This is a genomic window from Microcystis sp. M113S1, from assembly GCF_020246945.1.
Classification (GTDB): domain Bacteria; phylum Cyanobacteriota; class Cyanobacteriia; order Cyanobacteriales; family Microcystaceae; genus Microcystis.
Genome location: NZ_JADBSA010000231.1, coordinates 1 through 12,014 on the forward strand (window position 1 = coordinate 1; position 12,014 = coordinate 12,014).

A 12,014-nucleotide genomic window follows, 5' to 3' on the forward strand; every position below is an offset into this window, starting at 1 on the left:
TCACAAGCTTCTGGGATTTGTCTTGACCATCGAATAGGTAAAGGTTCTGTGCATTTAGCTAAATAGATTTGTCTGTCTTTAAATTTAAAAGCAGATTTGGTAAATTCGGCACTTCCTCCTTGATGTTTTTTCTTAAAGTTAGGATACTTAGTACGACCAGCCAAGAAATTAGTGAAAGCTGTTTGTAAATGTCTTAACCCTTGTTGTAAAGGTACACAGCTTACTTGATTGAGAAAGTCTAATTCTTCTTGCTTTTTCCACTCGGTTAGCATTGAAGAAGTTTCAGCATATCCTACTCTTTCTTGCTTTTCGTACCAAGCTTGTGTTCGTTCGTGGAGAGCTTTATTGTAAACTAATCTTACACAGCCCAAAGTGCGCCGCAATAGCGACTCTTGTTCGGGTGTGGGGTAAAATCGGAACCAATAGGCTTTTTCCATGGGGAGAATTTTAGCATATATTCCGTAAATGTGCTAATATTTAACGGTAAAGCCGTCGTAGAACGACGGGGTTTCAGACCCAAAATTTTCGATGACAATTTACGTTGGTAATCTGGTTTATGAAGTCACGAAAGAGGACTTGCACGGTGTATTCGCTGAATACGGCACGGTTAGTCGCGTTTACTTGCCCGTAGATCAAGCAACGGGTAAAATGCGCGGTTTTGCTTTTGTGGAAATGTCCTCCGATGAGGAAGAAGCAAAAGCGATCGAAACTCTTGACGGGGCCGAATGGATGGGACGACAGATGAAAGTCAATAAAGCTCGTCCCAGAGAAGATAATTTTGGTGGTGGTGGCGGCGGTGAGCGCAAAAACTTCGGGCGCCGCGAACGTTAAAGAGATTCTTGTCAAATTCCCGAAGCGGTTATTTCTGATAACCGCTTTCTTCTGGGCTTAAACTGTCGTTTTCCGTGACTCAAGGATGGGGTGGATAATTGTCCAGGCCAGGACGATAATTAAAGCCAAGATACCAAAACGAGCCATAGAACTAACTAATTGGTGCAAGGGGAACAAACGGCCTAAAAAGAAGGATAATGTCACCATAATCGTCGCCCACACCGTTGCTCCACCGAGATTACAGAGGAAAAAGCGACCGTAGGGCATTCGGGCAATTCCCGCCATGGGACCTGCAAAGATTCTTAACAGGGCCACGAAGCGACCGAAAAAGACCGCCCGGGGTGCATTTTTACTAAATTGTTCCTTGGCTAATTCTAGTTTTTGAGGTGGAATCCGAAAGAATTTGCCAACTTTTAACAAAAACGGCCAACCCCCAGCGCGACCGAGCCAATAGCCAAAATTATCGCCTAAAACTGCTCCTGTAATTGCGCTGACTAAAACTAACCAATAGTTCAAATCACCGCTACCGGCAAGGAAGCCGCCCACAATGGTGATGGTTTCTCCCGGGATGGGAATCCCCGTATTTTCCAGGGTGATGCCGATAAATACTGCCCAGTATCCGTATTGGTGGGCGATTTCTTCAATATTTTCTAGGGATAATAGCTCTAGGGACATGGAGCGCTTTCTTAACAAAGGTTTACGAATATTCTAAGATATTTTTACAGTATTTAACCGTGGCTGACCATGACTTTTCCCAGTATTGATTTATTAGCAATTCGTCAGGGTGAGATAAAAGATTTAGCGGGCATGAATTTGGCAGGGGCTGATTTAGCGGGTGCAGACCTAGCAGGAGCGAATTTACGGGCAAATTTGCGCGGTGCTGACCTAACTGGGGCAAATTTAAGGGGAGCAGATTTTCGTAATGCCGATTTACGCGGGGCAATTCTCCTCGATGCGATCATGACTGGGGCAAGTTTGGCCGGCGCTTTTTTAGCCGGGGCGGTTTTTAATCATCTAGATTTGTCCGGGGCGGATTTTCGCGGTGTCGATGGCCGGGGAGTCAATTTTGTCGGGGCGATTTTAACCCAAGCGGATTTTACTAGCGCTAATCTTTCTGGGGCAGATCTGTCGGCAACTGATTTAGAGGAAGCAATTTTTTTCGGGGCGGTTTTACGGGGAACAAATTTTACTGATGCCAATCTTCTTTGTGCTAGTTTAACCTCGGCAGTAACCACGGGGGCAATTTTCGATCGAGCTTGTTTAGAAGGGACAGGATTAACCTAAATGGCTTATAGATAAAAGAAGATGAGTTTCTAATTAGTTGCTGGAACCTGATCTAGATTGAAAAATCTTACTCATTCCCCTGTTTATCGGCCTCCATAGCTCCAGCTATTCTGAACCATTTAACACCTTTGCTGCCCTGGATATTCTTCTTGACCAAATTTATCAAGTTTTTGCCATTCTCGACCGGAAAATTTAATTTAATTGTCCGGGTAATCAGTGCAGTTATTGAAGAATTTTACCCAACCAATTAAGCAATCAATCTACTTCCTTAAGGGAACCTAGAAGAAAAGACTATGCACAAAAATGATAGGATTGATTGATACCTAGCTGCCGTTAATCGCCCTCGATGAAACCTTTACGCCAACTTTACCACTATTTAAGTTTATTTTGCCTCTGTCTTCTTCTGACCGTGGGCTGTCAGTCCACTAATTCAAATTTACCACAACGAGATAGCGATCGCCTGATAATTGGGACAACCCTAAAACCGCGCTCGCTCGATCCGGCCGATAGTTATGAGTTAGCAGGACTTTTTATTATTTATAATCTCGGTGAAACTCTCTACACCTACGCCGAAGGAACCACTAATTTAAAGCCTCTCCTTGCCACGGAATTACCCCAAATTAGCCCCGATGGTTTGACTTATACTATCCCAGTACGTCGGGGAGTTATCTTTCATGATGGCACGGTTTTTAACGCAGAGGCGATGAAGTTTTCCTTAGAAAGATTTATCAAAAATGGTGGCGAACCTTCCTTTCTTCTGCGGGATACAATTGATAGGATCACCGCCAGCAAAGAAGACGAAATTACTATTAAATTAACCAGACCTTTTGCCGCTTTTCCCGCTCTTTTAGCTTATCCCGGAGCCTGTGCGGTTTCACCAAAATTTTATCAAATTGGCGAGGGTAAATTCAAACCAGAAGAATTTATCGGCACAGGACATTATCAATTAAAAGCAGTTACTAGCGATTCTTTTAGTTTAGAAGCCTTTGATCGCTATTGGGGAGAACCAGCCAAAAATAAGGGAGTTAATGTGCAAATTTATCTCTCGAATCCTGCCAATTTATTCAACGGTTTTCAAACGGGAGCGGTGGATATTGCCTATCAATCTTTACTGCCTCCTCAAGTGAGAAAATTACGCACAGAAGCAGCCCAGGGAAAATGGCAAGCGATCGAATCTTCTGGGGCAGCAATTAACTTTATGAGCGTCAATCTCAAAAGTGAACCCACCAATAATATTTTAGTGCGACAAGCTATTGCTTCTCTAGTCGATCGAGATTTACTTAATGATCGCATTTTACAAGGTCAAGGCATACCTCTTTTTAGTCTCATTCCTACTACTTTTTCCGAGTCACAACCGGTGTTTAAAGAGCGCTATGGCAACCATAATATAGAGCAAGCCAAACAATTACTAAAAACTGCTGGTTATAGTCCAGAAAAACCCGCAATTGTAGAAGTTTGGCACTCCTCGGGATCGATCACTTCCAGCACTGTAGCGGCAGTGCTGAAAGCCCTATCAAAACGCGATTTAGATAATAGTATTCAATTTGAACCCAATAGTATCCTAGGAGCGGCATTTTTCCGTAATATTGGCCGGGGACTTTATACCACTGCCCTATCTAATTGGTATCCCGATTTTTTGGATGCAGATAACTATATTTATCCCTTTTTAGATTGTGCTAAAGGTTCCCCAGACACTGGCTGCGAAGAGGGAGGATCCCAAAGTCAAGGCTCATTTTTTTATAGTCAAGAAATGAATCAATTAATCGCACAATCCCGTCGGGAAAGTAACCCAGCCAAAAGAAAGCAAATTTTTGGCAAAATTCAAGAAATTCTCGCCGATGAAGTTCCCTATATTCCCCTTTGGCAAACTAAGGAATACGCTTTTGCTCGCAATGGCATCACGGGAGTTATCATCAATCCCAGTCAAACTTTTCCCTTTTGGACAATTGCCAAAAAATCCTGATAATTAATTATCAGTTATCAGATGTGAGGTTTCAGTTATCAGATGTGAGTTTTCAGTTATCAGATGTGAGTTTTCAGCTTACTGATTACTGATTACTGTTTACTGTTCACTGAAAAAACTTCCCACTCCCGATTCCCTTCCTCATTCTCCATTTTCCTATGAAACTAACAGCAATGTCCTTTAATATTCGCTACGATAAACCCGATCCCGATGAGCGTAATTGGCGAGTAAGAAGGGAAGCAGTAGCGGCTTTAATTGCTCACTATTCTCCCGATATAATTGGTACTCAGGAAGCTCGCGCTAATCAATTATTGGATCTACACCGTTTATTGCCAAAATACCAAAGCTTAGGCAGCGATCGCAGGGGGACGGGATTAGATGAACATTGTGCGATTTTATATCAACCAAGTCGGTTAAAATGTTTAGAAATATACGAATTTTGGCTATCGGAAACTCCCGATATTATTGGCAGTATCACTGAAGCTTGGGGTAATCCTTATCCCCGCATGGTAACAGGTGCTAAATTTCGCACTCTTGAGGGGCAAACTTTGCAGTTTTATAACACCCATCTCGATTACTATAGCGACAAAGCTAAGGACTTAGGGGCTAAGTGCATACAAGAGCATTTTTGTCAACTAGATTTAACAAAAGATTACCTATTTTTAACGGGTGATTTTAATGTTAATTCTCAGCAATTACCCCGTCAGATTTTAACTCAACCTCTCCAGTCAGAAATTAAATTAAAGGACGCTTTAGCAGATTTGGAATTAGCCGAACAAATGAGCTTTAATAATTACACTGATAACCCTTATTTAGCCATCGATACAATTTATTATGATAGCCGTTTGCAGTTAGATTGGGCAAAAGTCGATCGTTCTCGTTGGTTGAATCTTATTCCTTCTGATCATTATCCCGTAATTGCTGCTTTTACCTTGCCCTAAAAATAGATTATTTTTGTATTTAGCAAATATATAGAGGCTGAAAGCTTCAGCAGGCTCTGGTGATTCGATGGTTAAATTTGTTAATTTTTTTAAACGGCAAAAAAATTAACAATAAGCGCAGGCCTGGCCAGATATACATCTCTCTCAATGGCGAAACCAATAATAATTATTCCCAAAAACTTAATATTTATTTACGTTTTTAAAGGGCAGTAATTACCGCATTTGTGTTATAATAATAACAATAACAATTTCTTAACCGAGGAAAAATTTATGAGCATCGAAGACAAAATGAAGGCTGCTGCCAAAAATGTCGAGGGGAAAGTACAATCGGCTGCTGGAGAATTAACTGGCGACGAGAAAATGAAAGCAGAAGGAGAATTAAAGCAGGTACAAGCAGCGGCAATGAACGTGGCAGCTGATGTCAAAGATAAGGCAGAAAATTTGTTGGAGGACATGAAAAACGCCGCCCAGGACGCAATCGAAAACATTAAAGACAAAATTAACTGAACGGGATTAAAATCATGATTAATGTCATTTCTTGGATAATTTTGGGCTTTATTGCTGGTGCGATCGCAAAAGCTATTTATCCTGGGCGACAGGGGGGTGGTATTTTGGCCACGACTTTGCTAGGAATTATCGGGGCTTTTGTGGGGGGAACTCTGTTAAATTTGATTCAAACTGGCAGTTTTGCCCTAGCGGGTTCTACCTTAAGCATACCGGGCATTTTTGTCGCTATTATCGGTGCGATCGTGTTTATTTTCCTCTGGGGATTAGTCACGACTTCCCGTCCTGACTAATAGTCTTAACTCCTGTTTATTTGATTAATTCCACCCCATCTTTGCCGTCAATATCTTGTAGATAAACTTTTACCTGTTCCTCGGCTGCGGTGGGTAGTTTTTTGCCTGTAAAATCCGGGTGAATTGGTAATTCCCGATGACCACGATCAACTAACACTAATAAGCGGATTTTTTGCGGTCTGCCATACTCAATAATAGCATTGAAAGCGGCGCGGATCGTGCGACCTTTATAGATAACATCATCGACTAAAATCACAGTTTTTCCCGTGACATCTAGGGGCATTTTGGTTTTAGCAGGAGTGCGGGTTTTAATGCGATCAAGATCGTCGCGATAGAAGGTAATATCGATCGCTCCCACGGGAACTTTTACCCCTTCTAAGCTTTCAATTTGACTAGCAATTAAATTAGCTAAAGGCACTCCTCGCGTGTAGATACCAATCAAAATCAAGTTATTTAAATCGCCACTTTTTTCGATAACTTCGGAAGCTAAACGGGTAAGGGTGCGACGAATTTCGTCAGCCGAGAGAATTTCAATTAACTGTGGAGTCATAATTTTCCAAGACAAGAGGGGATAGGGGATAGGGAAATTTTTACTTCAATTTTCCTTTAAAACCATCTCTATCATTAAAGAATATAATTATTTTCACTTACCTATTTTACCTCGATCGCTCATGAGTGATGAATTATTGCCAAAATCTGCCCTAGAATTAGCCCAACTGATTCGCACTAAACAAATCTCCCCCCTAGAATTAACCCATTTATACCTCGACAGAATTGAGAAATTTGACTGTCAAATTGGTAGTTTTGTCCATGTCGCTGGGGAAAGCGCCCTAGCAACCGCCAGCGCCCAAACGGAACAATTAAGTCAAATCGCCGATACTGCCGAATTACCGCCTTTTTTTGGAGTTCCCACCGCCATTAAAGACTTAAATGCCGTCGCTGGAATGCCCGTTAGTTACGGAGTCGCCGCCCTCCGGGGAAATATTGCCCAGTACGATGAAGGAATCGTCACCAGAATGAAAAGGGCGGGTTTTATCCTTCTGGGCAAAACTGCCACTTCCCAACTAGGTTCCTTTCCCTACACCGAAAATCCGGGTTTTTTGCCGACTCGTAACCCCTTCAACCGCGATTATACCGCAGGAGGTTCTAGTGGCGGGGCAGCGGCAGCTGTAGCGGCGGGTTTCTGCCCGATTGCCCAGGGTTCCGACGGTGGCGGTTCGGTGCGTACTCCGGCGGGTTGTTGCGGTTTGGTGGGGATAAAACCCAGTCGTGGGCGCGTTTCCTATGCCCCAGTGGGGGAATTTCAAAGCGGTATCGCCACTAACGGCACTCTTTCTAAGACGGTGGCAGATGGGGCAGCGCTGCTTACCGTGATTTCGGGCTATACGACGGGCGATCCCTACTGGCTACCCGATCCAGCCTTTTCTTTCCTAGAAGCCACCAAAAGAGGCGTAAAACCCCTAAGAATCGCTTTTTCTACTTCCATATCCCCCTTCGGCGAAGCGGCTTCCGTCTATAAAAATGCTGTTATCGAGACGGCTAAAATTTTAGAGGACATGGGGCATCATTTAACGGAGTATTCTCCCGATTTACAGGCTTTAATCGCTCCTTTTAGCCTTATTTGGCAAGCGGGTACGGCGGCGACGGGAATTCCGAAGGAGTTATTAAGTCCCCTTAATCAATGGTTATTAGACAATTCTGGCAGCGCTGGGGAATACCTGCAAGCGGTGCGGCAGATGCACGTTATTTCGCGGCAAATTGTGGCGATATTTGATAATTTTGATGTCTTACTTTTGCCCATTTTCCTACATCAACCCCCCGGAATTGGTGAGTGGGAAAATTTACCACCGGAAGAAGCAATTAATAATATAATTCGTTGGATTGCCCCTTCTCCCATTGCTAATGCGAGTGGCCTACCCGCGATTGCTTTACCCACAGGAGTGGATAGTCAGGGTTTACCCGTGGGAATTCAGTTAGTTGGTAAACCTGCCGATGAAATCACTTTGTTAGGTTTATCGGCACAATTAGAGGCAGCTAATCCTTTCGGTTTGATGGCTAATTTTAACTAGCAAGACTTTCGGTAAATTGGGGAATGGAAGCGATAAGTTTACGGGTGTAATCACTTTGGGGAGAGTTAATAATTTGGTTAGCTGTACCCATTTCCTCAATTTTACCTTTATTCATCACCATAATGCGATCGCTCATAAATCTGACAACACTTAAATCGTGGGAAATAAAGATATAAGTGAGATTAAATTCCTGCTGTAATTCTTTGAGTAAATTTAAGACTCCCGCTTGCACGGAAACATCCAAAGCAGAGACAGATTCATCACAGATAATAAACTGAGGATTTAAGGCTAAAGCGCGAGCAATACACACCCTTTGTCGTTGTCCTCCTGATAGTTGATGGGGATAGCGATCAAACCAATTAGGATCAAGTTTAACTCGTTCTAATAAATATTCTACTCGTTCACGTTGCTTTTGGGAATTGCCGCCGGTATGATGAATAACCAGCGGTTCTAAAATTGCTTTACCAATGGATAAACGGGAATTCAGGGAGTTGTAGGGATTCTGAAAAACTATCTGTAATTCCCGTCGCAGTAATCTTAATTTTGGATCGCTGGGGTTTAATTTAGCGAGATTTTCTCCTCGGAAATAGATATTTCCAGAAGTGGCAGGAATTAAGCGCAGAATTGTCCTTGCTAGGGTTGATTTCCCGCAGCCCGATTCACCGACTAAACCGAGGGTTTCCCCCTGTTTAACGGTAAAACTGATCTGATCTACGGCATTAAAAAAGGTCTTTACTTGCCCGAAAACTCCCTTAACTGGAAATCTAACCGATAAATTTTCTACCGATAAAATATTCTCGTGATTCTGTAAACCTTCAATTCTGCTTTCTTCCTCTTGGAGAGTAATAAACTTAACTGCCGGTGGAGTAATTTCCTGTAATTCAATAATCTTACCTTGAGAGTCTTTTTCCACTTGTAAAAAATCGCTGACGGTGGGCAATTTTTCGGGACGAGAGTTTAAGCGTGGACGACAGGCAAGTAAACCTTTTGTGTAGGGATGTTGGGGATAATTTAATACTTCTTCTTTAGTTCCCTGTTCGACAATTTCTCCTTGATACATCACGACAATTTGATCGGCAATTTCGTTAATAACTCCTAGATCATGGGAGATAAAAACCATTGACATTTCTCGATCGCTTTTACACAAATCTCGTAATAATCTTAATATTTCTGCTTGGACAGTCACATCTAAAGCGGTGGTTGGTTCATCGGCAATTAATAGAGTAGGATTACAAGAAATCGCCATGGCAATCATTACCCTTTGTAATTGTCCCCCCGATAATTCGTGAGGATAACGCTTAAGAATTACCTCTTTTTGTTCCTGAATATAAGTTCTAATTTTTTCTCTGACATGACCCTTATTTTCTAAGGGAAAAGTTTCTATATACTTCTCCTCTAACTGTTCATCACTGGGTAATAAGCGCACTTCTTGCAGTAGAGAGATTGCTTGATTTTTTGCCTGTTCAGTGCTGACTTTTTGATGCAGTAAAATTGCTTCGGTAATTTGAAACTCGATGTTATAAACTGGATTAAGAGAACTCATTGGTTCTTGGAAAATCATCGCCATTTCTCCCCCGCGATAATAACGCAATTCTTCCGGGGGAATAGATAATAAATCTACTGCTTGCATTGACTGACCTTTTGCCGGACGAAAGCAAATTTCTCCCCCGGTAATTTTTCCCGGAGAGGGAACCAGTCCCATGAGTGCGAGGGAGGTGACGGATTTTCCCGAACCCGACTCCCCCACACAACCGAGAACTTGACCTTTCTGCAAGCTAAAACTAATGTTATTAACGGCGACTGTTGTTCTTTTGTGATTAGAAAATTCAACGGTGAGATGGCGAACGTCGAGAACTTTGTTATCCATAGCTCTTTAACTGGTGAAACCTAGCATCATCTTAACCTAAGTTGTCAATTTTAACTATATGGCAGTTATCTTATTGAGATTTTTAAAGGGAAAATCTCTGCTAAAATTGGGTGTTACTTCCGATTTTATTACTTAATCCAAGCTTTTGGGGGGTTCTATCCCCCAAACCCCAGAGCGCATTAGTTTTTCTGTGAGATGCTTACAGGCAGTTGTTGATATATTTGTAACAATTTAAGAGTCACTGATAATACCTGATTGTCGGTATTTCTGCAAATGTGAGATGCTCCCCATTTTTTTAGCTACAAGAAGACCCAGAGAATAGGGAGGCTAAAGTGTTGAAAGTATCATCAATATTTAAAACTAAACCTTTTGCTGTCCGGTTATCCCATAAGAGTTAAGGATAAACACAAAGGCACAAAGAACACAAACAGAAAGACAGATTCGATTTACTGATAAATATAGCTTTTTCTGTTTAAAAACCGTCTAAAAAAGGAATAGAGCCTGAAACTCTATTCCTGAATCAAAATTTTCAGTTAATTTTTAACCCTATACCAGCGCAGAAGTCAAAGCTTCTTTGAGGATAGCGACTTTATCGGTTTGTTCCCAGGGTAAATCGAGATCATTGCGACCAAAATGACCATAAGCGGCCACCTCTTGGTAAAAACGCTCGCCTCTTTCACTGGGTAAACCGCGCAGATTAAAGGTTTGGATAATACCGGCCGGACGGAGTTCAAAGTATTTATTGATTAAGTCCAGAATCACATCATCAGCGACTTTGCCAGTGCCAAAGGTTTCCACGAAGAGACTCACCGGACGAGCTACCCCAATCGCATAACCCACTTGAATCTCGCACTTATCGGCCAAACCAGCAGCGACGATATTTTTGGCCACATAACGACAAGCATAGGCCGCGGAGCGATCGACTTTGGTAGGATCCTTACCGGAGAAAGCGCCGCCACCGTGACGAGAATAGCCACCGTAGGTATCGACGATAATTTTCCGTCCCGTTAATCCCGCGTCGCCTTGGGGTCCACCAATGACGAATTTTCCGGTGGGATTAACCAGATAACGGGTATTGGCATCGGGTTTAATCTCTAAATCGCTGAAGACCGGTTGTACTACCGCTTCCCAGAGATCACTTTTAATCTTTTGTTGGACGAGATCATTATCGGTGATATCGCCGATAGTAGCATCGTGTTGGGTAGAAACAAGGATAGTATCGATACCCACGGGACGACCATCTTCATAAATGACCGATACTTGCGTTTTACCGTCGGGACGCAGATAGGACAGTTCACCCGTTTTTCTGACTGCCGCTAAACGGCGAGCGATGCGGTGGGCTAAACTAATCGGTAAGGGCATAAATTCGGGGGTTTCATTGCAAGCGAAACCGAAGACAATACCCTGGTCTCCCGCACCAATTTTATCGAGTTCATCATTGCTGAGAAGTTCGCGATTTTCCTGAGCAGCCGTGACCCCCTGGGAAATATCGGGAGATTGTTCGTCTAAAGCGACTAAAACGGTGCAACTATTCGAGGAAAAGCCGTTATCTGCGTTGATATAGCCGATTTCAGCGATTTTCTTGCGAACTAAATCGACGAAATGAACCTGTGCTTTCGAGGTGATTTCACCAGTAATCAAGACTAACCCTGTATTGACAACCACTTCAGCCGCTACACGACTGTGGTCATCTTGGGATAACAGAGCATCGAGAATAGTATCGGAAATCTGGTCACAAATTTTATCGGGATGTCCCTCTGTCACCGATTCGGAGGTGAACAAATAACGTTTAGACAAGTGATGTCCCTCATATGGTAGTACATTTGAACGCAAAAAGATTCCAAGAAATCTTTGATCATATAGTGTAACAGGGAATTTGTAGAGATCGAGTATGTTCAATAAGAAACCGCCCGAACATTGTCCGGACGGAGTGTGGTGTGAGGAGTGAACGGAAACTTTCGTCTCCGCTAATTCCATTGTAGATGACAACTTAGAATCTTGAGCGATTTGAAACAAACTAGCCCAAAAAATTTTTATTTCTTGAAGGGGTTGACTAATGCCCGATCCCCTTCTCGATGATGTAGCCTGATTAATAGAGGTCGCAGAGCTATACGGAAAGATTTTGACATCCTCACCGCCGTAAACGGACGGTGATTCCCAAACCTCACGATTTAGGTTTCTGCTTCTTTCCCTTGCGGGGTTCCGCACCTGCCTTAACAGAGTAAATCTGTTCTGGTCTTATGGTCGCTCTACAGACTGACA

At 42.7% G+C, this 12,014-nt stretch carries 12 protein-coding genes; 7 read left to right on the forward strand and 5 right to left on the reverse strand.

Translation table 11 applies throughout. From position 1 onward, the window contains the following. Positions 1-437, reverse strand: a 437-nt coding sequence (locus tag IM319_RS11575; RefSeq protein WP_287735701.1) for an RNA-guided endonuclease InsQ/TnpB family protein, incomplete at its 3' end; no start/stop codon positions are given. Between the two features lie 91 nt (positions 438-528). Between IM319_RS11575 and IM319_RS11580 the strand changes: the two genes are divergently transcribed. Beyond that, positions 529-831: an RNA recognition motif domain-containing protein gene (locus tag IM319_RS11580; protein ID WP_286825795.1), complete on the forward strand. Its 303-nt coding sequence runs from the start codon at positions 529-531 to the stop codon at positions 829-831. Between the two features lie 57 nt (positions 832-888). Here IM319_RS11580 and IM319_RS11585 read toward each other — a convergent pair whose 3' ends face one another. After that, positions 889-1,506 carry a DedA family protein gene (locus tag IM319_RS11585; RefSeq protein WP_286825803.1) on the reverse strand — a complete coding sequence of 206 codons (618 nt, stop codon included), beginning with the start codon at positions 1,504-1,506 and terminating at the stop codon, positions 889-891. 69 nt (positions 1,507-1,575) lie between these two features. On the opposite strand from IM319_RS11585, the gene IM319_RS11590 reads away from it, so the two are divergent. The 5 genes from IM319_RS11590 to IM319_RS11610 all read left to right on the forward strand — a co-directional run bounded on the left by IM319_RS11590 (position 1,576) and on the right by IM319_RS11610 (position 5,816). Next, positions 1,576-2,115, forward strand: coding sequence for a pentapeptide repeat-containing protein (locus IM319_RS11590; protein WP_287735702.1), 540 nt, complete (start codon positions 1,576-1,578; stop codon positions 2,113-2,115). Between the two features lie 346 nt (positions 2,116-2,461). After that, a complete protein-coding gene (locus tag IM319_RS11595) occupies positions 2,462-4,078 on the forward strand; it encodes an ABC transporter substrate-binding protein (RefSeq protein ID WP_287735703.1) in 1,617 nt (538 codons plus the stop codon). A 158-nt stretch (positions 4,079-4,236) separates the two neighbouring features. Continuing rightward, on the forward strand, positions 4,237-5,019 hold the full coding sequence (locus IM319_RS11600) for an endonuclease/exonuclease/phosphatase family protein (RefSeq protein WP_286825798.1): 783 nt from the start codon (positions 4,237-4,239) through the stop codon (positions 5,017-5,019). A gap of 270 nt (positions 5,020-5,289) precedes the next feature. Further along, a complete protein-coding gene (locus IM319_RS11605; protein ID WP_052278120.1) occupies positions 5,290-5,526 on the forward strand; it encodes a CsbD family protein in 237 nt (78 codons plus the stop codon). Positions 5,527-5,543: 17 nt separating this feature from the next. Then, positions 5,544-5,816: a GlsB/YeaQ/YmgE family stress response membrane protein gene (locus IM319_RS11610; protein WP_158202516.1), complete on the forward strand. Its 273-nt coding sequence runs from the start codon at positions 5,544-5,546 to the stop codon at positions 5,814-5,816. 16 nt (positions 5,817-5,832) lie between these two features. Here IM319_RS11610 and pyrR read toward each other — a convergent pair whose 3' ends face one another. Continuing rightward, complete coding sequence (pyrR, locus tag IM319_RS11615; protein WP_287735704.1) at positions 5,833-6,366, reverse strand: bifunctional pyr operon transcriptional regulator/uracil phosphoribosyltransferase PyrR; 534 nt, start codon at positions 6,364-6,366, stop codon at positions 5,833-5,835. A gap of 121 nt (positions 6,367-6,487) precedes the next feature. Here pyrR and IM319_RS11620 point away from each other — a divergent pair, with 121 nt between their 5' ends. Next, positions 6,488-7,885 (forward strand): amidase, encoded by a 1,398-nt coding sequence (locus tag IM319_RS11620; RefSeq protein WP_287735705.1) that lies wholly within the window; start codon positions 6,488-6,490, stop codon positions 7,883-7,885. On the opposite strand, the gene IM319_RS11625 is transcribed toward IM319_RS11620, so the two are convergent. Both IM319_RS11625 and metK read right to left on the reverse strand, forming a co-directional pair. Further along, positions 7,878-9,752, reverse strand: a complete 1,875-nt coding sequence (locus IM319_RS11625) for an ABC transporter ATP-binding protein (protein ID WP_287735706.1) — start codon at positions 9,750-9,752, stop codon at positions 7,878-7,880. The genes IM319_RS11620 and IM319_RS11625 overlap by 8 nt on opposite strands. A 546-nt stretch (positions 9,753-10,298) precedes the next feature. After that, positions 10,299-11,549, reverse strand: a complete 1,251-nt coding sequence (gene metK / locus IM319_RS11630) for a methionine adenosyltransferase (RefSeq protein ID WP_287078331.1) — start codon at positions 11,547-11,549, stop codon at positions 10,299-10,301. Positions 11,550-12,014 lie beyond the last annotated feature (465 nt).

What these genes read in the sequence shown, in the direction of transcription:
- IM319_RS11620 (WP_287735705.1), top strand. Translation starts at nt 6,488, where the DNA reads ATGAGTGATGAATTATTGCCAAAATCTGCCCTAGAATTAGCCCAACTG.
- IM319_RS11580 (WP_286825795.1), top strand. Translation starts at nt 529, where the DNA reads ATGACAATTTACGTTGGTAATCTGGTTTATGAAGTCACGAAAGAGGAC.
- IM319_RS11595 (WP_287735703.1), top strand. Translation starts at nt 2,462, where the DNA reads ATGAAACCTTTACGCCAACTTTACCACTATTTAAGTTTATTTTGCCTC.
- IM319_RS11600 (WP_286825798.1), top strand. Translation starts at nt 4,237, where the DNA reads ATGAAACTAACAGCAATGTCCTTTAATATTCGCTACGATAAACCCGAT.
- IM319_RS11605 (WP_052278120.1), top strand. Translation starts at nt 5,290, where the DNA reads ATGAGCATCGAAGACAAAATGAAGGCTGCTGCCAAAAATGTCGAGGGG.
- IM319_RS11625 (WP_287735706.1), bottom strand. Translation starts at nt 9,752, where the DNA reads ATGGATAACAAAGTTCTCGACGTTCGCCATCTCACCGTTGAATTTTCT.
- pyrR (WP_287735704.1), bottom strand. Translation starts at nt 6,366, where the DNA reads ATGACTCCACAGTTAATTGAAATTCTCTCGGCTGACGAAATTCGTCGC.
- IM319_RS11585 (WP_286825803.1), bottom strand. Translation starts at nt 1,506, where the DNA reads ATGTCCCTAGAGCTATTATCCCTAGAAAATATTGAAGAAATCGCCCAC.
- IM319_RS11590 (WP_287735702.1), top strand. Translation starts at nt 1,576, where the DNA reads ATGACTTTTCCCAGTATTGATTTATTAGCAATTCGTCAGGGTGAGATA.